24 protein-coding genes and 1 tRNA gene are annotated in these 21,775 nt (G+C 62.6%); 9 read left to right on the plus strand and 16 right to left on the minus strand.

Translation table 11 applies throughout. The features are described 5' to 3' along the window. Positions 1 to 7 precede the first annotated feature (7 nt). Positions 8 to 298: an HlyU family transcriptional regulator gene (locus ACXYMS_RS03610; protein WP_458903749.1), complete on the plus strand. Its 291-nt coding sequence runs from the start codon at positions 8 to 10 to the stop codon at positions 296 to 298. Positions 299 to 376: 78 nt separating this feature from the next. Beyond that, on the plus strand, positions 377 to 598 hold the full coding sequence (locus ACXYMS_RS03615) for a hypothetical protein (protein ID WP_458903750.1): 222 nt from the start codon (positions 377 to 379) through the stop codon (positions 596 to 598). Here the strand turns inward: ACXYMS_RS03615 and ACXYMS_RS03620 are convergent, their stop codons facing one another. Next, entirely contained in the window at positions 599 to 1,240 is a 642-nt protein-coding gene (locus ACXYMS_RS03620; protein ID WP_458903752.1) for an NHL repeat-containing protein, read from the minus strand. Between the two features lie 34 nt (positions 1,241 to 1,274). Continuing rightward, complete coding sequence (locus ACXYMS_RS03625) at positions 1,275 to 2,498, minus strand: helix-turn-helix domain-containing protein (protein ID WP_458903753.1); 1,224 nt, start codon at positions 2,496 to 2,498, stop codon at positions 1,275 to 1,277. Between the two features lie 108 nt (positions 2,499 to 2,606). On the opposite strand from ACXYMS_RS03625, the gene ACXYMS_RS03630 reads away from it, so the two are divergent. Both ACXYMS_RS03630 and ACXYMS_RS03635 read left to right on the plus strand, forming a co-directional pair. Continuing rightward, positions 2,607 to 2,777 carry a hypothetical protein gene (locus ACXYMS_RS03630; protein ID WP_458903755.1) on the plus strand — a complete coding sequence of 57 codons (171 nt, stop codon included), beginning with the start codon at positions 2,607 to 2,609 and terminating at the stop codon, positions 2,775 to 2,777. Further along, positions 2,741 to 3,052: an SRPBCC family protein gene (locus tag ACXYMS_RS03635; protein ID WP_458904596.1), complete on the plus strand. Its 312-nt coding sequence runs from the start codon at positions 2,741 to 2,743 to the stop codon at positions 3,050 to 3,052. Before ACXYMS_RS03630 ends, ACXYMS_RS03635 begins: the two co-directional genes overlap by 37 nt. 190 nt (positions 3,053 to 3,242) lie before the next feature. Here ACXYMS_RS03635 and ACXYMS_RS03640 read toward each other — a convergent pair whose 3' ends face one another. From ACXYMS_RS03640 to ACXYMS_RS03650, 3 genes are all read right to left on the minus strand, one after another. Then, a complete protein-coding gene (locus ACXYMS_RS03640) occupies positions 3,243 to 3,995 on the minus strand; it encodes a tellurite resistance TerB family protein (RefSeq protein ID WP_458903757.1) in 753 nt (250 codons plus the stop codon). Positions 3,996 to 4,166: 171 nt separating this feature from the next. Then, on the minus strand, positions 4,167 to 4,574 hold the full coding sequence (locus ACXYMS_RS03645) for a hypothetical protein (RefSeq protein WP_458903759.1): 408 nt from the start codon (positions 4,572 to 4,574) through the stop codon (positions 4,167 to 4,169). Positions 4,575 to 4,867: 293 nt separating this feature from the next. Then, the gene (locus ACXYMS_RS03650) at positions 4,868 to 7,039 is read right to left on the minus strand and encodes an OmpA family protein (protein ID WP_458903761.1); all 2,172 of its coding nucleotides are present in this window, start codon (positions 7,037 to 7,039) and stop codon (positions 4,868 to 4,870) included. A 258-nt stretch (positions 7,040 to 7,297) separates the two neighbouring features. Between ACXYMS_RS03650 and ACXYMS_RS03655 the strand changes: the two genes are divergently transcribed. Continuing rightward, complete coding sequence (locus ACXYMS_RS03655) at positions 7,298 to 7,717, plus strand: secondary thiamine-phosphate synthase enzyme YjbQ (protein ID WP_458903763.1); 420 nt, start codon at positions 7,298 to 7,300, stop codon at positions 7,715 to 7,717. 2 nt (positions 7,718 to 7,719) lie between these two features. Then, positions 7,720 to 8,550, plus strand: coding sequence for a sulfite exporter TauE/SafE family protein (locus ACXYMS_RS03660; RefSeq protein WP_458903765.1), 831 nt, complete (start codon positions 7,720 to 7,722; stop codon positions 8,548 to 8,550). 353 nt (positions 8,551 to 8,903) lie between these two features. Here the strand turns inward: ACXYMS_RS03660 and ACXYMS_RS03665 are convergent, their stop codons facing one another. Further along, positions 8,904 to 9,620 (minus strand): SIMPL domain-containing protein, encoded by a 717-nt coding sequence (locus tag ACXYMS_RS03665; protein ID WP_458903766.1) that lies wholly within the window; start codon positions 9,618 to 9,620, stop codon positions 8,904 to 8,906. Positions 9,621 to 9,812: 192 nt separating this feature from the next. Here ACXYMS_RS03665 and ACXYMS_RS03670 point away from each other — a divergent pair, with 192 nt between their 5' ends. Together ACXYMS_RS03670 and ACXYMS_RS03675 are read left to right on the plus strand one after the other, a co-directional pair. Further along, positions 9,813 to 10,961, plus strand: coding sequence for a fumarylacetoacetate hydrolase family protein (locus ACXYMS_RS03670; protein ID WP_458903768.1), 1,149 nt, complete (start codon positions 9,813 to 9,815; stop codon positions 10,959 to 10,961). A 55-nt stretch (positions 10,962 to 11,016) separates the two neighbouring features. Next, positions 11,017 to 12,456, plus strand: a complete 1,440-nt coding sequence (locus tag ACXYMS_RS03675) for an aldehyde dehydrogenase family protein (RefSeq protein WP_458903770.1) — start codon at positions 11,017 to 11,019, stop codon at positions 12,454 to 12,456. Between the two features lie 61 nt (positions 12,457 to 12,517). Here ACXYMS_RS03675 and ACXYMS_RS03680 read toward each other — a convergent pair whose 3' ends face one another. From ACXYMS_RS03680 to ACXYMS_RS03725, 10 genes are all read right to left on the minus strand, one after another. After that, positions 12,518 to 12,940, minus strand: a complete 423-nt coding sequence (locus ACXYMS_RS03680; protein WP_458903772.1) for a DMT family transporter — start codon at positions 12,938 to 12,940, stop codon at positions 12,518 to 12,520. A 3-nt stretch (positions 12,941 to 12,943) separates the two neighbouring features. After that, positions 12,944 to 13,429, minus strand: a complete 486-nt coding sequence (locus ACXYMS_RS03685) for a DMT family transporter (RefSeq protein WP_458903773.1) — start codon at positions 13,427 to 13,429, stop codon at positions 12,944 to 12,946. Positions 13,430 to 13,512: 83 nt separating this feature from the next. Then, on the minus strand, positions 13,513 to 14,241 hold the full coding sequence (locus ACXYMS_RS03690) for a phosphotransferase (protein ID WP_458903775.1): 729 nt from the start codon (positions 14,239 to 14,241) through the stop codon (positions 13,513 to 13,515). Positions 14,242 to 14,290: 49 nt separating this feature from the next. Continuing rightward, positions 14,291 to 14,992 carry a phosphate regulon transcriptional regulator PhoB gene (gene phoB / locus ACXYMS_RS03695; RefSeq protein WP_458903776.1) on the minus strand — a complete coding sequence of 234 codons (702 nt, stop codon included), beginning with the start codon at positions 14,990 to 14,992 and terminating at the stop codon, positions 14,291 to 14,293. A 92-nt stretch (positions 14,993 to 15,084) separates the two neighbouring features. Then, a complete protein-coding gene (phoU, locus tag ACXYMS_RS03700) occupies positions 15,085 to 15,795 on the minus strand; it encodes a phosphate signaling complex protein PhoU (protein ID WP_458903778.1) in 711 nt (236 codons plus the stop codon). 25 nt (positions 15,796 to 15,820) lie between these two features. Then, positions 15,821 to 16,603, minus strand: coding sequence for a phosphate ABC transporter ATP-binding protein PstB (gene pstB, locus ACXYMS_RS03705; protein WP_458904598.1), 783 nt, complete (start codon positions 16,601 to 16,603; stop codon positions 15,821 to 15,823). Positions 16,604 to 16,700: 97 nt separating this feature from the next. After that, positions 16,701 to 17,984, minus strand: a complete 1,284-nt coding sequence (gene pstA / locus ACXYMS_RS03710; RefSeq protein WP_458903780.1) for a phosphate ABC transporter permease PstA — start codon at positions 17,982 to 17,984, stop codon at positions 16,701 to 16,703. A gap of 10 nt (positions 17,985 to 17,994) precedes the next feature. Then, complete coding sequence (gene pstC / locus ACXYMS_RS03715; protein WP_458903782.1) at positions 17,995 to 19,374, minus strand: phosphate ABC transporter permease subunit PstC; 1,380 nt, start codon at positions 19,372 to 19,374, stop codon at positions 17,995 to 17,997. A 63-nt stretch (positions 19,375 to 19,437) separates the two neighbouring features. Then, entirely contained in the window at positions 19,438 to 20,475 is a 1,038-nt protein-coding gene (locus ACXYMS_RS03720; protein ID WP_458903784.1) for a substrate-binding domain-containing protein, read from the minus strand. A 310-nt stretch (positions 20,476 to 20,785) separates the two neighbouring features. Continuing rightward, a complete protein-coding gene (locus ACXYMS_RS03725; RefSeq protein ID WP_458903786.1) occupies positions 20,786 to 21,541 on the minus strand; it encodes an IclR family transcriptional regulator domain-containing protein in 756 nt (251 codons plus the stop codon). A gap of 149 nt (positions 21,542 to 21,690) precedes the next feature. On the opposite strand from ACXYMS_RS03725, the gene ACXYMS_RS03730 reads away from it, so the two are divergent. Further along, positions 21,691 to 21,766, plus strand: a tRNA-Ile gene (locus ACXYMS_RS03730). The last annotated feature ends 9 nt before the right edge of the window (positions 21,767 to 21,775 follow it).

The following is a 21,775-nucleotide window of genomic DNA, read 5'->3' on the forward strand; positions in this document are numbered from 1 at the left end:
GACCGCCATGTCTTTTTTCAAGAAACTCTTTGGCGGTGGAGCGGCCAGCAGCGAACCATCTGGCGATAAGGTAATGGGCGAAGAGAGCTACAAGGGCTTTGTCATCAAGGCCATCGAGATGAAGGCTGGCGCCGAACTACAGCTGGCCGGACTGATCGAGAAGGAAACCGGCGGCGAGCTCAAGAGCTACCGGTATATTCGCGCCGAACGCATGACGTCGCGCGATGACCTTGTGGCGCTGGCCTTGGCAAAGGGCCGGCAGATCATCGACGAGCAGGGCGAGCAGATCTACCGCTAAGTCCCGTATTGAATTGCATTGCACTGACGACCGCGAGCTCTCCAGGCTCGCGGTTTCCTGTTTGAAAGGATGCCAGGAATGGCCAAGAAACCGACCGCCCGCACCGAATTCGTGATGTTCGACATAGTCTATGAGGATGGCTCGCAGCGATCGAACCGCAAGGTCGACGCCAATCTGCTTGGGGGCCTGGATGGCGACGAGCCAGCGCGGACCGCCATCATGGACCAGGACCGGGCCATCTCTGAAAAGTCGGGCGTACCGCCGCTGGAAATCAAGTCGATCAAGCGCAGCGGCAAGTAGTCAGGCCGACCGGCGCTGCGGTCGGCGGACCACGCGCAGCATGCCGCTGCTGCCACCGCCACAATAGAAGCGATCAGCGCCATTGGACTCCAGGCCCGACACACCGGCGCCGGCTGGCATTTCCAGGATTTCGAGGACTTCTGCGGTCTGCGCATCAATATGGCGGAGGTCGCTTCGGTCGTCCTCCCAAGTGCCGTGCCAGAGTTCGCCATCAACCCAGGTGACGCCGGTGACGAAGCGGGTGGCCTCGATGGTACGCTGCACAGCGCCGGTGCCGGGATCGACCTGGTATATGCGCCTGGCACGATATTCGCCCACCCATAGGGCGCCCTCGGCCCAGGCCAGGCCCGAGGCCCCATCACCGGGAGTCGGAATGCTCGCTACTATCGTACCGCTTTCTGGATCGATGCGATTGATGCGGTCCTCGGCGATCTGGAACAGATGGGTGCCGTCAAAGGCGGTGCCGGCATAGGCCGTGGCATCGATGGACCGCCGGGCGGCACCGGTTTCCGGGTCGACCGAATTAAGCTTTTCGCCCGATGCGAACCAGACATTGCTGCCGTCATAGGTGACGCCATGGATGTCGGAGACGCCGGGATAGGGTCCGTATTCCGTGATGATCTCAGCTGGAGCAGTTTTCATGACCGTCCTCCTGTTTGGTCTGGATGCGCCAAGTCTAACTGCCGGGCAGCGGCCCGGGGAGTAACAAGAGTGTCGGGAAGCCGGGAAGCGGCGGGGTAATCCAGCGCTGGGCAGGTCCCTTGCCAAAGGATTCGACCTTGCCGTCGGCGGCCAACTCCTCGAGATTGCGCTGCACTGTCCGAGTGCTGACATCGAGAACTGTTGCAAGGGCCGAGCTTGACCAGGCCTCGCCGTCTGCGAGCAGCGCCATAAGTGTCGGATGACGTTCTTCGACGGGCAGCGCCAGCACGGCGACCTCGATCCCCGGTGGTGGCACCAGCGCAAATCCCTGCCGGGTCGCCTCGACAGAGGCAATCGAGCCAAGCAATGCGCGCAGGCGGGCGATCTCGACGCGCAAGCGGGCGCGATGCGATTCATCGGTGAACCTGGCGCCAAAAGCCCGGGCGAGGAGCAATCCGCGCGTGGCCTCGTCGGGCCAGCATTCGGCCAGGGTGCGCAGCAGCGCAAACAGCACCGGGCGGCTGGCAAGCGACACAATGGTGCCGGCGCCGCGCACCGCGTTGCGGCAAGCATCGATGACAAGGAGGTGGTTTGCAGACAGCACCTCCTCGACACCATCCATGGACAGGCGGCGCTCGCCGTGGCGGGTGATAATCCGGGCCGATTGCGCAGCGAGAAGAGCGGATGCGGCATCGATTTCGGCCGTCAGGGCCGGCATTCGGACAGCTTCCGCCGCGTTGCGGGCCAGTGCGATAGCTTCGCGTGCCTCGCCAGGGCGCAGCCGGCGCATGGCAATGCCAGCCCATACCAGGGCGTGCGCCGCACTCAGGACGGGCGTGAGTGGCGTGCGGTCAATGGACTGCAGATGGTCTTCGGCCGCGTCGAACTGGCCCAGCAGGAGAAGCCGGCGCGCTTCGAGGTGGCGCGCATGGGCGGCATTGAGAAGGTCAGCCCGGCGTTCCAGCGTCTGTCGCGCATCTGAAAGTCTGTCCTGCGGCCAGGACAAGTCCCGCGAGACCAGGGCGATTTCGGCCTCGGCGACGACACATCGGGCCCAGGCGACGGGTTCTCTGGTACCGAAGGCGCGCGCGGCCTTTTTCAGCAGTATGCGGGCCCGTTCCAGATCGCCCAATTGGGCCATCGCAATGCCACGCAGGGCCAAGGCGGGCGGGTCATCCCTCAGCGCCACCCGCTTGAGCGCACCCAGGATATCGCCTCGGGCAAGGGCGTGGCCCGCAGCAGCGATCAGGGCGTCCATACAAATCCCGCCACATCTGTCACTCCCGCCATTATCTGTCCTGCCCCTAACGTGTCAGCGAACCGCAAGGAGCGGCCGGCAAATGACCGCAACACAAGGAGAGCAGCCATGCCCGATATTCTACATAAGGTTGGTATCAAGACGTCGAGCCCGCAAGAGGTCTATGTGGCCCTTACCACATTGGAAGGCTTTCAGGCTGGTGGACCAGCGATACACGGTTCGAAAATGCCAAAGGCAGGCAAATCCGCTTTACCTTCGGCGAAGCGGGTTTTTTCGTGATGGATGTTCTGGAGGAGGCTCCAGGCCGGCTTGTCCGCTGGCAGGTCGCCGATGGCCCGGAGGACTGGATCGGCACCACGATCACCTTCGAAATCTCCACGTCGGGTGACTACACCATCGTGATGTTCAAGCATGCCGGCTGGGCCGAGCCGAGCGAGGGCATGCACCATTGCAGCACCAAATGGGCTGTCTTCCTGATGAGTCTCAAATCCTTGCTGGAAACAGGCAAGGGTCAGGCGCATCCCCATGACCTGAAAATCGACAACTGGAACTGAGAGAACCACGGCCATGATCCCCGCCAGCTATCTGTTCAGGGACGCTCAGCTATCGCGGGCGAAGCACATCGCACCGGCCACGGCGTGATTCCGTGATCGGAGAGGCGCAAGTTCAGCCGATCGGACGGTCCATCTTCAGACATGACGCACCCTCCGGATGGCACCATTCAAGCAGAAGTCCTGAACGGCGTCATCTGGATTTCAGCGGGGGAAAGGCGGGAGCAACGGCCGCGCGGGATATCGCGCGGCTGCCGGAGTCAGACGTTGCTCTTGTTAGGGGTATGGCCCAGGGCGACACTGGCGCAGGGGCCGGTTGCGGCGCTTTCTCACCGGCCTGGCGATGGATTTCGGCCACCAGAGCCGGGTCGAGCCTGAGCTTGCCGGCCAGGGCTTCGAGATAGGCCTGCTCGGCCGCGGTGTCGGCGCTAATGGCGACCAAGGAGGCGGCGTAAATCTCGGCCGCATGCTCAGGGGTATCGGCGCGGGCAACGACGGTATTGATGTCGAGCGGGGTGGAGAGTTCATCGAAGACCCAGGCCTTTTCCTCGGCGGAGAGAGGCATGGTCTTGAGGCGCTCGAAAATTGCCTCCTTCTCTTCGGCGTCGATGCGGCCATCGGCCTTAGCTGCGGAGATCATGGCGCGCACAAGCGACTTGCCCAATTCCTCCTGAGCGGCGGTGTCGGCAGGGGCGGGAATGAAGGCATCCTCGCGCGGTGCGGGTCCTGAGCCGGCCTGGTTCTGCTGATGGTTTTGCCACGCCTTGTAGGCAAGGCCACCGACAGCGGCCAAAGCGCCCATCGTAACGGCATTGCCCAGAAGCTTTCCGGGTTTGCCACCCGAGAGCAGCATGCCGGCCGCCAGCCCTGCGGCACCAGTCATGGCTGTCTTCTGGACGTTCTGGTCGGTTTGCAGGGTTTTCAGAATCTGGTCGATATTGAACATGTCGGCTCCCGCTGTTTTGAGAAAGATGGGGATGGCGGCAACGCTTCGCAACCGGCGTGAACAGCATGCAGTGACGCAGGCGAGAACGAGGGCACACAACAAAAGACCCCGGCCTGAGCCGGGGTCTCGTGTGCCTTGGAGGGAGGGGCCAAGGCGGGGGACGGACTGATCTTAGGCGCCCGGAGCAGCCGGTTCGGCAGCAGGGGCAATTTCAGTTTCAGTGCCAGCGGGGGCCTCAGCGCCTGGGGTGGCGTCGACGGCCGGAGCCTCAGTCATTGGGGCGGCTTCAGCGGCCGGGGCTTCGATGGCCGGAGCGGGCGCCGTTTCAACGGCAGGGGCTTCGGTCATGGGGGCCGGGGCGAGAGCCGGATCGGTCATCGGAGTTTCAACGGCGGGGGCGCCGTTCACGTCGACCGTGGTCGAGGGGCCGGAATTGGCCGAGAACACCAAGTAACCAATGGCCAGCAGGGCCAGGGCAACGATGATACCGACGAACCAGCCGGTGCCGTTGCTCTCACGAGTGTAGACGGTACGGTTGCCGTCACGGGTATAGACAGTATCGCGTTCGGGGGTAGCCATCATTTGCTCCTATGTTTCAACGCTGGCAAATAAACGCGGCTGTCAGGGCGTGGTTCCCGGAGTTGTGAACCCATCGGAGATGGCGCAATTTTTCGATTTATCTTCTTCTGATTCAATGACTTAGTCGATGGGCGATGATCCACTTCGCCGCGATTCATTGTGGCTTTTTCAAGAATTCGTTATCGGACTGCGTTCGCTTTGGAGACTGGCGGACACGAAAAGGCCGGGCACAGGGCCCGGCCTCTCATATTTGTACGTCTGCCAGCTTCGCTGGAGCGTGGAGACAAGCTCGATTATCGCGCCGCCACCGTGATCAGCGGCGTGATGCGGCGGATGGTGACGCGACGGTTTTCGCGCTCCGCTGCCTCGGTGCGGATCTTGAGGTAGCGCTCGCCATAACCCTGGGTGGCCAGGTTTTCCGGCGGCACCCCATAGAAGTCGGTCAGCACGCGGGCAATGGTCGCCGCACGCAGATCGGACAGGCGCAGGTTTGATATATCCGAACCGATCGCGTCGGTGTGGCCTTCGATGAGGAAGGTTTCGTTCGGGTTTCTCTCAAGCAATGCCAGCATTGCGTTGGCAACGCCGGAGAGCGACTGAACCTGATCGCGACCGATGGTGGCCTCGCCGGTATCGAAGGTGAGATTGCCCACTTCGAGACGACGCACACTGTCACGCAGACGGGCCGAACGCTTCACCTCATCGATGGAGTAGAGGCGAGCAACCTGCTCCACCGGTGGCTGGCTGAAGAAGACTTCAAGTTCTTCCTCGTCGGCATAGCGGGCATCCAGCACATATTCGCGCACCGGAATGTTGAGACGCAGCGGCGGCAGATCGGCAGCCGGATCACGCCATTCAACGAGATCGTCGTAGTAACGGTCGTCAAAATAGGCCAGCACATATTCGCGGCCATCAGGCGTGATGCGCGAGCGGCGCAGGATGTCGCCATTGCGATTGCGCACGGTGATGATCTGGGTGCCGTCAGGACGGGTGATCACCTCACGCACACGGTCATTGCTGAGGCGCTCGTAGTAGATCTCGTCTTCCTGAGGATCATAGAAGCGGTCGGTGTCCTGACCGATCGAATTGACAATCAGCTGTGTGCCAAACTGCAAGACAATCTGAGCGAAAGCGTCGCCGCCTCCGGTCCGAACTTCCGGCGCTTCAACCACGGTAACCGGTGTCTGCTGGGAACCGGTCGTGACGGTATTGTTGTCGCCGGTGACATTGGTTGTGATGTTGGTCACGTAGTTATTGATGACCGTCTGATTGACGGTCGTGTCACCTTCTGCGGTCACTTCCTCACCTTCTTCCGCTGTCACAGCGGCAAGCGGCTGGGCGGAAAGCGTGCGGGTGACCTCAGACTGAGCTTCTTCATCGCTCGCTGGGGCCGGGGCAGCAGGTTCGGCCTGAACCTCGGCTTCGGCTTCGGCCTCGGCCTCGGCGTCGGCGTCGGCGTCGACGGTGGCTTCGCCCTCAGCCGGTTGAGCCGGTTCCTCCGTAGCGGAATCCTCGTCCTTGGCGCTGTCGAGTACCGGGGCAATCTGCTCCTGGGTTACGCCTTCAGGCATATCTTCGATCACTTCGGCAGGCTGGCCATCCGAGGTGGTTTCCTCTGCAGGTGCAGGCTGTTCATCTTCAGTGGCCGGGGACGCCGGCTGTTCTTCGGCCGGCGTGCCCTCGGGCAGCGGCGAGAGGGTCAGGCCAAACTCGGCGACGCAGGCATTGATGTCGTCGTAGCCGATGGTCGAGCAAATGGCGGTGATCTCAGCGAGGGCAGCGTCAATACGGGCCTGAGCCTCTGCATCGCCAGCTGCCAGATCAGCCACGGCGGCGTTATGGGCGTCGACCTGCGCAGCGAGCTGTGCGTCGATACCAGCCTGGTCTTCTGCGGCGGGATCTTCGGCGGGTTGTTCTTCAGCCGGGGCGCTTTCCTCGGCGACGGGTTCCTGAACGGCAGGTTCCTCGGCCGTGGCAGGGGCTTCGACCGCAGGCTCCTCGGAAACGGGCTCCTCCTGTACAGGCTCTTCAGCCACTGGTTCCTCGGGAACCGGTTCTTCGGCCGTCGGCTCTTCCGCAGCAGGCTCTTCAGCAACAGGCGCAGCCGGCGCTTCTTGAATAGCGGGGTCTTCGGCGGGGGCGGCTTCTTCCACCACGGGCTCTTCCACTACCGGCTCCTCGGCAGGAGCCTCTTCCTCGACCACCGGTTCTTCGGCGGCGGGTGCAGCGGCGGCCGCTTCAATAGCGGCAATACATTCGTCGAGGCTGGCATAGCCGCCGACAATGCAGAGTTCCGTGAGGTTCGTCTGCGCGGATTCCAGAGCTTCAGCATCTCCTGATGCCTGAGCATCGAGATAGGCCTGGTAGGCTGATCGCAGTTCCGCGTCCTGGGCGTGGGCCGAGAGCGGTGCAAAGGCCAGAAGGCCGATGCTGGTTCCGGTAAGGAGCCAGTTCTTGAGGCGCATTGTTCGTATCCTTTGTGTATGAACACTAGCTGCCGAGCATCGTGGCCTGTTCCTGAACGTCATATGAACGTTGTGGACAGGCCAGGGATACCTACGACAGTCCCCGCAAGGCCAAGAACGCGGGGCTTGAGCGATGGGTTCCGCAGTGGATTTTATCGAGAGCAGGACGCGGCCATTGCGGCGCGAATGGGGCAGAATAGACCGATGGCTCCAAGCGTGGCTTTCCGCGGGGCGCGTTGACATGCTAGGCCGGATGCCATGCGACAGGCTATCGACAACATCCTCATCAAAACGCAGGGGCAGGGTCTCTATGAGGTGACTCGGGGCCTACAGTCTTTCGTCACCAATTCGGGCATCGAGACCGGCCTTCTCACAGCTTATGTGCGGCACACGTCCTGTTCCCTGCTGATCCAGGAGAATGCCGACCCAGACGTGCAGACAGACCTGATGGGGTTCTTCCGTCGCCTGGTACCCGAGGGCATGGACTGGCTGGTGCATACCACCGAAGGCCCGGATGACATGCCAGCCCATATCAGGGCGGCGCTGACGCAAGTCTCCGTCGGCATCCCGGTGACCGGCGGACGGCCGGCTCTGGGGAACTGGCAGGGGCTTTATCTTTTCGAGCATCGCAGGCGTCCGCACCGGCGCGAACTGGTGCTGCACATCATCGGGGAATGAACATGGATTGGGGAAGCCTCGCCGGCTACTGGCCGTTTGTACTGGGTCTGATGGCCACGGGCGTAGTTTCGGGCATCGCGGCGGGTTTGCTGGGCATCGGCGGTGGTGCGGTGATCGTGCCGGCGCTCTCCAATGCGCTGCTGCTGATGGGCTATGACGCCGAGGTGGTGCAGCATGTGGCGGTGGGGACGTCGCTGGCCATCATCATCCCCACCGGTATCATGAGCGCGCGCGCTCACCACAAGCGCGGGGCGCTGGACCTGGATGCGCTCAAGCTCTGGACACCATTCATTGTCGTCGGCACCTTTATCGGCGGGCTGATGGCCGGTCTTTATTCGGGCGATGTGCTGCGCATCGTCTTTGCAATCATGGCCTTTGTCATCGCCGCCAATATCATCTTCGCCTTCCAGACAAGGCTCATGGGACATCTGAGGGGGTCTAGCCTGACACATCGGATATCGGCCCTCGTGGTGGGCTATATCTCCTCGCTGATGGGCATCGGCGGCGGTTCGTTGACCGTGCCGACGCTGGTGGCCTTCGGCGAGACCATGCACAAAGCCGTTGGCACTTCAGCAGCGATCGGGGTGGCCATTGCCGTGTCCGGCACCGCGGGGTTCCTGATTTCGGGCTGGAGTGTCGATGGGCTGCCGCCGCTCAGCTTGGGCTATATCAATCTTCTGGCGCTGGCACTGGTGGGCGTGCTCGCCGCCATCTGCGCCCCATGGGGCGCGGCGTTGGCACATCGCATGGGCCAGAAGACGCTCAAATATGTGTTCGCCGCATTTCTGGTCGCGGTCGGGCTGAATATGCTGTGGAAGGTGGTACTGGGCTAAGGGCAGTCGCGCTGCCGCGCGACCACAGGTCTTGTATCCTCCCCTCCGCCATACAACAGGTCATGCCGAGATTCCATTGTCGCCATCGAGCATGCCATTCGAGCGTAGCTCTCATGGCCCCCAAACCACAGATCGCTCCACCGGAGCGATTTTGCGGCGCAGCCGCCGGTTTGGGGTTGGTGGGGACGGGTGACTACGGTATTCCGTCCGCCCCCACCGCCCAAGCCCCCTCGCAAGAGGGGATCGGGAACTCACGGGCAGGTCGATCGCTCGACCCGCCCCTGAAAACTTACAACGCGCGATTGGCCGTTCAGGTTTGGCCAAAACATGGCGAAGGCGGATTTGTGCACCGATTAGTTGGCGCCGTTGTTCAAATCCCACGACACGTTGACGGTGACGGCAAAGCTCATCTCGCCTGACTCGACCGGCACATCGGCTGCGGCCGACATCTCGGCACGGGCGTACATGGGGTAGGGCTGGGGTGAATCAAAGCTCTGTTGCTCGGAAATCGACTGCAGATCGCCCAGTGTTGCCTCGGCGACACCGGCATAGAGCTCGGCCTTGTCGCGGGCATTGGCGAAGGCGGCCTTGCGGGCCTCATCGAGCAGTTCGGACGGATCGGCGACCGAGAAGCTGACGCCGTTGACCGTATTGGCGCCCACAGTGACGGACTGGTCGAGAATGGCGCCGAGGTCTTCAAGGTCACGCACCACCACAGTCACTGAATTGGACACCTGGTAGCCATTTATGCGTGGGGGCAGCGAATAGCCATTGGCATCGCGCTCGTCTGAATAGACGTAGTTGGGGTTGACCGAAAAGCCCGAGGTCTGAATGTCGCGCGCTTCGATGCCGGCTTGCTTGAGGGTGGCGATCAGTTCGCTCATGGCGGCAGTATTGGCGTCGAGCGCTTCGCGCGCAGTGGCGCCCTGGCTGGTGACGCCGGAATTGATGGTGGCCATGTCCGGGGCCGCGCGCACTTCGCCGCGCCCCTCTATGGCAATGGTTCCGGCATGTGCGGGCAGGGCGGTGGCGAGCAGGGCAAAGGGAATGAGGAAGCTGAGGGGCCGCATTGAAAACTCCTTGAGTCGAATTCGGGGCATAGATGTCCCGAGGCAATGCGTCAGTATTGCGGCGCAGATGAACCGGGGTTGAACGGCTTGGTGCGAATATACGGCTCGGCAAAAAGTATGATTTAAGCGGTTCTTCGCTTGCACAAGGCGGACGCGGTGGGCTAGTCACTTGGCTGACATGTCAGGGGACAGATGATGAGCGTGAACGACATTCCCAGTGGTGTCTTGGTTGGACGGGCACGGATTGCCGATTTCGACCACCCCCGGATCGTCACAGTACGCGACGGACAACTCGTCGATATTACCGCGCGCGGTATGGCAACAGTCCGTGACATTGCGGAGAGCGGCCGCGCCGCCGAGCATGTGCGGACTGCAGCCGGTCGGGCAGTGGGCGAAATTGGCGCCGTGATGGCCAATGCTATTGCCGGGGCGGATGACCTGCCGCAATTGCTGTGTCCTATCGATCTCCAGGCTATCAAGGCGTCGGGCGTGACCTTTGTGGTGTCGCTGCTCGAGCGGGTGATCGAAGAACAGGCGCGGGGCGACAATTCACGCGCTGAGGCGCTGCGCGGCGAAATTCTCGATCTCATCGGCACCGATCTCAGCCAGTTGGTGCCAGGGTCGGACGCGGCCATGAAGGTCAAGGCGGCGCTGATCGAAAAGGGCGTGTGGAGCCAGTATCTGGAAGTCGGCATCGGCCCGGATGCGGAAATTTTCACCAAGGGCCAGCCGATGAGTGCGGTTGGGCATGGCGCTGAAGTCGGCCTGCACCCGGTTTCGAGCTGGAACAATCCCGAGCCGGAAGTGGCACTCCTCGTGACCAGCAAGGGCGAAATCATCGGCGCGACGCTGGGCAATGACGTCAACCTGCGCGACGTGGAGGGCCGCTCGGCGCTGCTGCTGGGCAAGGCCAAGGACAACAATGCCTCGGCTTCTTTGGGGCCGTTTGTGCGGCTATTCGACGATGAATTCACACTCGACACCGTCAAGCAGGCCGAAATCGCGTTGCGCGTGGAAGGAACCGACGGCTTCGTGCTCGAGGGCCAGTCCAACATGGCGCAGATTTCGCGCACGCCGGAATCGCTGGTGGCGACCACGGTGGGCGAGCATCATCAATATCCCGACGGGCTGGTGCTTTACCTGGGTACCATGTTCGCCCCAGTGAAGGATCGCGACGGGCAGGGTAAGGGTTTTACCCACAAGCTGGGCGATGTCGTCTCCATTTCGACACCGAGCCTGGGTACACTTTCGAACCGGGTGAATCTATCTACCAAATGTCCGCCCTGGACTTATGGCACCAGCCATCTCTTGCGCGATCTAGCACGCGCCAACCTTCTCTGACTTCCCGCGCTGCCAACTCCTCCTGGCTGTCGCCCCCTTCTGAAAGGCCTTTTCCATGACCGAACTGCACAAGAACCTGATCGACGGCGAATGGGTCGGCTCGGACGGCGTCGAGAACATCAACCCGTCCAATATCAAGGAAGTGGTGGGCGTTTATGCCCGCGCCACGGCCGAGGAAACCAAGCAGGCCATCGCCGCAGCCAAGGCGGCATTCCCAGCCTGGTCGCGCTCGGGCATCCTTGAGCGCCACGCCATCCTGCGCAAGACCTCGGACGAAATCCTGGCGCGCAAGGCTGAACTGGGCGAATTGCTGAGCCGCGAAGAGGGCAAGACCCTGCCCGAAGGCATTGGCGAGGTGACCCGCGCCGCACAAATCTTTGACTTTTTCGCCGGTGAAGTGCTGCGCCTGTCGGGCGAAGTTCTGCCTTCGGTGCGGCCGGGCGTCGGCGTCGAAATCACCCGCGAGCCGGTAGGCGTCGTCGGCATCATCACGCCGTGGAATTTCCCCATCGCCATTCCCGCATGGAAAATTGCTCCGGCGCTGGCCTATGGCAATACGGTGGTGATCAAGCCGGCAGACCTGGTGCCGGGCTCGACCTGGGCCATTGTGGATATCCTGGTGCGCGCGGGCCTGCCCAAGGGCGTGCTGAACCTGGTGATGGGCAAGGGTTCGGTGGTCGGCCAGACCATGCTCGACAGCAAGGATGTCAGCGCCATCAGCTTCACCGGTTCGGTGGGCACGGGCAAGCGCGTGGCGACGGCCTCTCTGGAACATGGGCGTAAGTTCCAGCTCGAAATGGGCGGCAAGAACCCCACCATCGTGCTGGACGATGCCGATCTCAAGGTGGCGGTGGAGTCCGTGGCGCAGTCGGCCTTCTTCTCGACCGGCCAGCGCTGCACGGCGTCGAGCCGCGTCATTGTCACCGAAGGCATTCACGACAAGTTCGTGGCCGCGCTTGCCGAGCGGGCCACCGGTCTGCGGGTTGGCCATGCGCTGGACAAGGACACGGACATTGGCCCGGTGGTCGATCCGAGCCAGCTCAAGCAGGACACCGACTATATCGAAATCGGCAGGGGCGAGGGCGCCAAGCTGGCGGCCGGTGGCGGACGCGTCAGCAAGGACACGGAGGGCTATTTCCTGCAGCCGACGCTGTTCACCGAGGCGACCAATTCCATGCGCATTGCCCGCGAGGAAATTTTCGGGCCAGTGGCAGCGGTCATCAAGGTGAAGGACTATGAAGAAGCGCTGGCCACGGCCAATGACACCGAGTTCGGCCTTTCCGCCGGCATCGTCACGACATCGCTAAAATACGCGACGCACTTCAAGCGTAATGCCGAGGCCGGCATGGTGATGGTCAATGTGCCGACGGCAGGTGTCGACTTCCACGTGCCGTTCGGCGGGCGCAAGGGATCGAGCTATGGCCCGCGTGAGCAGGGCAAATACGCCGCCGAGTTCTTCACCATCGTCAAGACGGCCTATACTGCTGCCGGCTGATCATTGCGGGGACAAGAATTCAAGACGGGGCCTTTGGGCCCCGTTTTTGATTGCGAGCGCTTCATCGCGCGCGCTGCGTCAGCGCGACTCCGCCCAGGATCAGCGCGACACCGGCGGCACTGGCCCAGAAGGTCATCGGTGCACCCCGGACCAGATCGAAGATCACGCCCGAAACCATCTGACCGCCGATGACCAGCAGGGCCGAATTAGCGGCGCCGATGCGCGGGATGAGCCAGGAGCCGGCAGTAACGAAGATCACGCCGATGGGGCCGCCGAAATAGACCCACCAGGGCGCGCCGGCGGCGCCGGGCAAGATGAGATTGCCCAAGACCAGTCCGAGGATCGTCAGGAAGACGAAGCCAACGATGTGGTTGAAGAACGAGGCGATAAGCGGGGTGGTCGAGAGCGCAAGCCGGCCATTGAGCTGGCGGCTGACGCCCACGAGCAGCCCGGCCATGATGGCGTAAGCGATATAGAGGGTCATGGCTCAGCTTCCCATGCCGACGAGAATGATGAGTAGGCTGCCAGCAGTGATCAAGAGGGCGGCGGCGGCGTCGCGCCGGGTAAGGCGACGCTTGGGAAGGCCGAAGAACCCCCATTGATCGGCGGCAAGTCCGAAGGCGACCTGGCCGGCAAGGCCAAGAGCGAGGGTGCCAGCGAGGGCAAGGGGGGTGTTGACCGCTGTGGACGTCAGCATGACCGTGGCGGCGCCGGAGATGCCGCCGAAATAGGCCCAGAGTGGCGCCTTCTTGGCAATGGCTGTGACGGCCGGTTTGTCGCGGAACCAGAGCAGAGCCAGGACGATGATCGCCGCGACCGTGCCGGTGCCATGGGCCAACCATGACGAGAACAGTGCGCCGCCGTGACGGCCGGCCTCAGCGTTGAAGAAGACCGCGAAGGTGAGGAGGCCACCCGAAGCAAAGGCGGCGAGGAGATGCAGCGGATTGGTGCGCTGCGCAATGGGCGAGGTCATTGAAAAGTCCGACTCAGGAAATGCGGGAACAGCTTATCCCACTCATGTACTCCGGCGGAGCAGGTGAGTGGGAATGCACGGCGTTATGGAAGCCGATCAGGGAAGTGTTGCGGCATGCCGTCCGGATGATAGAAGCCGGTGATGTGTTCCACAGTCCACCGCAGGCACTGTCCGGCCCAATCGACGGCAGGCTGCACGCCCTGCCTTTGTGCCCAATGGAGCCGCCCGGCCTGACGCGTGGGGAGGCAGGCGGCGACGAGGGAGACCGTGCAGGCGGGGTGGTCATATGCAGCAACGAACAGGGTCATGCGGCGGCGCTGTTCTGCGGGGGCCCATCGTGGCTCGCCCAAGTCGAGCCATGTCCACACGCTATAGGTCAGATCCCAGAGGCGGGTGCCGGGGGCAGCGGTGTCGAAATCGATCATGGCGGCGGGCAGGCCATCGGTGAAGACGGAATTGGCCGGGGTCCAGTCGTTGTGGCAGAGGATTTCGGCGCCGGCCGCGACCACCGGGAGAAAATCGAGGGTGGCATCGTGGTAGCGGCGCAGCAGTCGCGCCCCGGCCGCCAGTTGATCGTCGGTGAAATGGTCTTCGCCAACCGGGACGTGGCCGGGCAGGAAGGTCAGGATTTCGCGGCCCCGCTCATCGTGTCCAAGGAACTGCGGGGCGGCAGCGAAGCCCTTTTCGGCCAGATGGCCGAAGAGGGCGTGTTGCAGATTCAGGTCGCGCGCCGTAGCGCGGCGGACGGTGTCGCCGATGCGGACGACGTTGTTGACCTGACCACCCTGCAACGGGATTTCGTTTTCTGGCATCATCGGCTCCCTCGGCGCTACAATAGTGCAGGACGAGGGCCGGGCAAGGTCAAGCGTTCGCGGAAAACCTCTCGTCGAAGGCATAGCCGGCGCCCCTGACCGTGCGGATCGGGTCGGATTCCTTGCCGCGGTTGATGGCCCGGCGTAGGCGGCCGATGTGGACGTCGACGGTGCGTTCGTCGACATAGACGTCATTGCCCCAGACGCCGTCGAGGAGCTGTTCGCGCGAATAGACGCGGCCGGGATGGCGCATGAGATATTCGAGCAGGCGATATTCGGTGGGCCCGAGATGGACGTCGCGATTGGCGCGGCGGACGCGGTGGGTGGTGCGATCGAGTTCAAGGTCGCCGACCTTGAGAGCCGTGGTCACCAGGTTGGGATTGGCGCGGCGCAGCAGGGCGTGGATGCGGGCGACCAGTTCGGGGACCGAGAAGGGTTTTACAACGTAGTCGTCGGCGCCGGTGGACAGGCCGCGCACGCGCTCTTCTTCTTCGCCGCGGGCGGTGAGCATGATGATGGGGATGCGGGCGGTTTCGTCGCGGGCGCGCAGGCGCCGGCAGAGTTCGATGCCAGAAATCTCGGGCAGCATCCAATCGAGCAGGATGAGGTCGGGCAGCTTTTCGGCAATGGCCTGCTGGGCCTCGTCGCCACTTTCGGCGGTGACCACCCGAAAACCCTCGGCTTCGAGGTTATAGCGCAGCAGGATGGCGATATCGCCTTCATCTTCGACAACGAGAATCGTCGCGGGCATGGATGTGCTCCGTCGGTCGGCGCCTGCGGCAGGGGCCGAGAGTTCAATTTTTGGCTCCACTGGAGCCTTTCATCTGCTGCGCAGACCGGTGGCTAAGCCTTGATCTGCTGGCGCTGCAGTTCCTGGACGTCGCTGGTCAGTTGCTTGCCGGTAGCGAGATAATAGGCGCGTTCGGCGATATTGGTGGCGTGGTCGCCGACGCGTTCCAGGCTCTTGGCGCAGAACAGCAGGTGAGTGCAGGTGGTGATATTGCGCGGGTCTTCGAGCATGTAGGTGAGGAGTTCGCGGAAGAGCGAGGTGTACATGGCGTCCACCTCGTCGTCGCGATTACACACATCGACAGAGGCGGCGGCCTCGCGATTGCCATAGGCGTCGAGCGCGTCCTTGACCTGCCTCAGCACCAGGGCGGTCATGTTCTTGACGCCATTGTAGAATGTGGGCTGCAGGCTGAGGCCTTCGAGCTTCAGCGACCGGCGGGCCAGTTGTTTGGCCATGTCGCCAACGCGTTCGAGATCGGAGGCCACATGGATGGCGGTGATGATGGCGCGCAGGTCACTGGCCATGGGCTGGCGGCGGGCGATCATGGAGACGGCCATTTCATCGATATTGCGCTGCATGTCGTCGATGCGCTGATCGGCAATGATGGTGAGGTCGGCCAGTTCGCGGTCGAGCTTCAGAAGGGCGCGGGTGCCGTTTTCGACGGCCAGTTCGACCTGGCCGCCCATTTCGGCAATGGCCTGGGCGAGGGCGAGCAGTTCCTCGTTATAGGAGGTGACGATGTGGTCGGTGCCGGTATTTGGCATGATGCTTGTCCTTCTGGCGCCGCGATCAGCCGATGCGGCCCATGATGTAGTCCTGGGTCTGCTTGTTCACCGGATTGGTGAAGATGTCCTCGGTGTCGCCCTGCTCGATCAGATTGCCCAGGTGGAAGAAGGCGGTTTTCTGCGACACGCGGGCGGCCTGCTGCATGGAGTGAGTGACGATGACAATGGTGTAGTTCTCGCGCAACTCATCGATCAGTTCTTCGATAATGGCGGTGGCGATGGGGTCAAGGGCGGAGCAGGGCTCGTCCATCAGGATCACTTCGGGGCCGACGGCAATGGCGCGGGCAATGCAGAGCCGCTGCTGCTGGCCGCCGGAAAGTCCGGTGCCGGGCTCGGCCAGGCGATCCTTGACCTCCTCGAACAGGCCCGCCTTGCGCAGCGAGGAGATGACGATCTCGTCCAGATCGGCCTTGTTGCGGGCGAGACCATGGATGCGCGGACCATAGGCGACATTGTCGTAGATGGACTTGGGGAATGGATTGGGCTTCTGGAACACCATGCCGACGCGGGCGCGCAGCTCGACCACATCCAGATCGGGCGAATAGACATCCTCGCCATCGAGCAGGATTTTGCCGCCGACGCGGGCACCTTCGATGGTGTCGTTCATGCGGTTGATGCAGCGCAGGAAGGTCGACTTGCCGCAGCCCGAGGGACCGATAAAGGCGGTGACCGTGCGATCGGGAATGTCGAGCGAGATACCATGCAGGGCCTGTTTGGCGCCGTAATGCACGGTAACGTCGCGGGCGGAAAGCCGGGTCTGGCGTTCGAGGACGGCTTCGGGGTTCATGATGTGGTCCACAGTGTGATGGCTCTTCTTAACCTTGCCGGCGAGCATATCCATTTTGGCGCTTTCCTGAGAGGTGAATGTTCCGGTTCCGGTCATTTTACCACCGCCGTTCGAGGCGTTGGCGCAGGAAGATGGCGATGGCGTTCATCACCAGGAGGAAGCCGAGCAGGACGAGAATGCCGGCCGAGGTGCGCGAGACAAAGCCGCGCTCGGGGCTGTCGGCCCAGATGTAAATCTGGGTCGGCAGGGCAGTGGAGGCCTCCATGATGCCCCCTGGAGGGCTGGTGATGAAAGCGTTCATGCCGATAAGGAGGAGCGGCGCTGTTTCCCCCAGGGCCTGGGCCAAGCCGATAATGGTGCCGGTAAGAATGCCGGGCAGGGAGAGCGGCAGGACGTGATGCCAGATGACCTGCTGCGGCGAGGCACCCATGCCGTAACCTGCCTCGCGGATGGAGGGGGGCACGGCCTTGAGGGCGTTGCGGGTGACGATAATGATCGTCGGCAGGGTCATCAGCGCCAGCACCATGCCGCCAACCAGCGGCGCGGAACGGGGCAGGCCGAAAATCTGCAGGAACACGGCGAGGCCGAGGAGGCCGAAGACGATGGAGGGGACGGCTGCGAGGTTGTTGATATTGACCTCGATGATGTCGGTCCAGCGGTTCCTTGGTGCGAATTCCTCGAGATAGACTGCGGCGCCGATGCCGACCGGGAAGCTGATCAGGAGGCAGACCAACAGCGCGTAGAAAGAGCCGGTAATGGCGCCCGATAGGCCGGCGATTTCCGGGAAGCGGCTGTCGGCGTTGAAGAACAGCCCCCAGTTGAACGGGGTCGACACGCGATCCTGCTCGACCAGCGTATCGAACCACACGATCTGCTGGTTGTCGACGCGCCGGTTTTCCTCGGGCGTGTCGCGGCTAATATTGCCCTTGTTGAGCTGGTCGAAAATGTCAGCAGCCGGAACGTCCAGGGTTAGTGTGCCCCCGATGACGGAGGGATTGGCGACCACGGCGTTGCGCACGAAGAACTGGGTATTGCTGGTCAGGATCTGCGCGATCTGACGTGTCTGGGCCGGGTTATCAGCAGGCAGCAATGCTGCCATGGCGTCACTGACCACGGCCCGGTAATTGCCGGCCGCCGGGTCCGATGCGTCGACATTCTCGGCCGAGATGGGGAAGTCCACGCGAATGTGGGTCTGAACGAAGGCCGAATAGCCGCCCAGGATCAGCGTGAAGAGCAGGATGCCCAGCAGGCCGATGGCCGAGCTGATCGCGGCGATGCCGTAAAGGCGCAGGCGCAGATCGGCCGCATGGCGGCGGGCACGCATCTTCTGATGCTGGGCCCTTGTGCCCTGAACCGGGGGCATGGTGGTGGCTTCGGTCATTTGGCGGGCCTCAATCGTATTGTTCGCGATATTTGCGGACGATGGTCAGGGCAATGACATTGAGCGCCAGGGTGACCAGGAAGAGCATCAGACCCAGCGCGAAAGCTGCCAGGGTCTTGGGATTGTCGAAAGCGGTGTCGCCGATCAGCAGGGTCACGATCTGCACCGTGACGGTGGTGACGGAGTCGAGCGGATTGATGTTGAGCGTGGCGATGAGCCCGGCCGCCATGACCACGATCATGGTCTCGCCAATGGCGCGGGAGAGTGCCAGCAGCAAGCCGCCCATAATGCCCGGCAATGCCGCAGGCAAGAGCACCTTGGTCATGGTCTCGGCGCGGGTGGCGCCCATGGCCAGCGAGCCGTCTCGCATAGTACGGGGTACGGCACGGATGGCGTCGTCGGACAGCGAGGAGATGAAGGGGATGATCATGATGCCCATGACCGCGCCAGCGGCGAGGGCCGAGTTGGGCGAGGTGGCGATACCGAGAAGACTGCCCGCGTTGCGGATTGCCGGGGCGACGGTCAGAACAGCAAAGAATCCGTAGACCACGGTGGGCACGCCGGCCAGGATTTCCATGATCGGCTTGACGATGTTGCGCACCCGGTCCGACGCATATTCTGTCAGGTAGATCGCCGTGAAGATGCCGATGGGCGTGGCCACGACCATGGCGATGGTGGCGATGACGATGGTGCCAAGAAAGACTGGAACTGCGCCGAAGGCGCCATTGCCGGCGACCTGGTCTTCGCGAATGGCGATCTGAGGTTCCCAGCGCAGTCCGAAGAGGAATTCGTGGAGCGGCACCAGCTTGAAGAACTCGAAGCTCTCATAGAGCAGCGAGGCGATGATGCCGATCGTGGTCAGGATCGCTGCGATGGAGCAGGCGATCATGATGCCGCTTGTGAAGCGTTCGACGCCGTTGCGGGCACGAAAGCGTGGAGCGAGACGGGAATAGGCAAAGAACATCGTCAACAGCATGGCGGCGATGACGACCACGGCCATCAGCCAAGAGGCGATCTGTTGCCAGCGCGCCAGTGTTTCGGCGGCGGCGGTGACTTCCGGAGACGGCTCGCCAAAAAGACGGTCAGCGGCGACGTTCTTGATTTCGGAGAGCAGCAGGCTCTTTTCGGCGGCCGTCGCGGTTTCGGTCAATGCCTGCGGCAGGGTGGTGAGCAGCAGATTGTCGATGACCGACCCCTGGGCCATGAGCCAGAGCAACAGCAGCACAAGAGCGGGAACGCCCACCCAGACGGCGACGAAGGCGCCGTGATAGCCGGGAAGCGAGTGGGTCGCTGCGCCGTTGGACGCCACGAACCGCAGGCCGGCGGAGCGGCCGACAAAAAAGGCTGCGAGCGAGAAGACCAGAATTGCCAGGAACAGGTATCCGACCACGACTGGGCCTCCAGCTTGAAACGAGAGAAAGGAAGCCGGGGCGAACCCCGGCTTCCATTGGGCCTACTGGTAGCGGGAGAAGTGCGCACCCGAAGAGACGGCTTCGCGGGTCGCGTCGCGGTCAGCAGCCGGGAGCGGGATCAGGCCGCGCTCGGAGAGGTAGCCACCTTCACCGAAGGATTCCTCGGAGACGTATTCGGTGACGAATTCGTCGAGACCGGGGATCACGCCCTTGTGGGCGTTCTTGATGTAGAAGAACAGCGGACGCGACACGCCATAGGAACCATCGGCGATGGTCTCGGGGGCGGGCAGCACGCCATCAACGGCAACAGCCTTAAGGGTGTCGCTGTTTTCATAGAGGAACGAATAGCCGAAGATGCCCAGGGCGTTCGGATCGGCGTTCAGACGCTGCACGATCAGGTTGTCGTTTTCACCGGCTTCGATGAAAGGACCGTCCTGACGCATGCGCTCGCAGACCTCATCCTTGGCATCGCCTTCGAGAGCATCGATCGCGGGGAAGGCTTCGCAGCCTTCATGCATGACCAGCTCGACGAACGCGTCGCGCGTGCCGGAGGTCGGCGGGGGACCAAACACGGTGATGGCGGTGTCGGGCAGCGAAGCGTCGATGTCCGACCAGTTCATGTAGGGGTTGTCGACGATCTCCCCGTCAACTTCGACCTGAGCGGCCAGGGCCTGGAAGATCTGGGCCTTGGTGAGGGCAAGCTCGGGGCCCTGGTTGGAATGAGCAACCGAGAGACCGTCGTAACCAATCAGCACTTCGGTGATCGAGTCGACACCGTTGGCCTGACAGGTTTCATATTCAGACTGGGTCATGGCGCGCGAAGCACCAGTGATATCGGGATGGTCCGGGCCAACGCCGCCGCAGAAAATCTGCATACCGCCGCCGGTGCCGGTGGACTCCACGACGGGGGCAGCACCACCGGTCATGGCAGCAAACTGCTCGGACACGGCCTGGGTGTAGGGGAACACGGTGGACGAACCTACGATACGAATCTGGTCGCGCGACTGGGCGTAGGCGGCATTGGCGCCGAGCGCTGCGAGAGCGAGTACAGCGGCACTGGCGTAAAGTGCGGTCTTCATGGAATGTCCCTTCCGGAATTCATTTGCAAGCTTGGCCAGCCAGTCGTTGGGCTGCCCTCTGACGCGGCAGACCATAGGAGCGCCCGGCGACAGTTTTATTGCAGTTGCATGACTGGTTTATGACATGGTACGCCATTGTAAATAAAGGCGTATTCCGACAGCATCGCGGAATCCGTGCGTCTGTCGTGAGTGTCTGTGTGACGGTTTCTCAAGGAATTCGACGGCCCCGTCCGGGACTCGGTTGAGGGCACATTAGTGCAGCCATGCGACAGTTTGGGGACACAAGCGCAGCCGGGATGACCGATGCCGATCAGCGCAAGAGCGGGCGAACTTCGGCCTGGACCTTACGCATGAGGGGCAGGAAATGAGCGATCATGCGCGAGGTGGGCGCTCGGGCGCTCTGGGCGCCGATATTGATGGCGGCCACGACCTGGCCGGCGGCGTTGTATAGTGGCACTGCGATGGAACAGAGGCCCAGTTCCAGTTCCTGATCGATGACGGCAAATCCCTGTGCGGCAATGACGGCCAGCTCGGTGGTGATGGTGGCCATGTCGGCCTTGGTGCGCTCGGTATAAGCCACGATGTCGGAGCGATCGAGGATCGCCTGGGCCTCGTCCCGGGGCAGGGCAGCGAGCAGGGTGCGGCCCATGGAGGTGCAATAGGCGGGCAGGCGCGCGCCGGCGCCCAGATTGATCGACATGACCCGACGGGTCGAGGCGCGGGCGACATAAAGAATGTCGGTGCCTTCCAGCACGGCAGCAGAAGTGCTTTCGCTGGTAGCGTGGGACAATTCTTCGAGAAACGGCTGGATCAGCCGGGGCAGCGGTGTCGCGGCCAGATAGGAATGGCCCAGATTGAGCACGCGCGGGGTAAGCTGGAAGAATTTCCCGTCATATGTGGCATAACCCCGATGGACCAGGGTGAGCAGGCACCGTCGGGCAGTGGCCCGTTCGAGCCCGGTGCGCAAAGCCACATCGGTGATCGACATGCGCGCATGTTCCTCATCGAAACACTCGATGACCGAGAGGCCACGAAGCAGGCCATGAATAATGTCACCGTCGCGCATGTTCGTTATCCGAAGTCTGGGCGCCTGCCGCACAGAGTAGCCTTTTTCGACGCAGACAGGGAAGGGGCGGCGCGTCGTCAGAGGGATGTGGACGCCGGCCGTGCATTGAACATTTGACAGCAGCAGCGACCCTGATATGACGCGGGCGGGGGCCTATAGCTCAATGGTTAGAGCCGACCGCTCATAACGGTCTGGTTCCAGGTTCGAGTCCTGGTGGGCCCACCACCGAACACT

This window comes from Devosia sp. CAU 1758 (genome assembly GCF_054482695.1).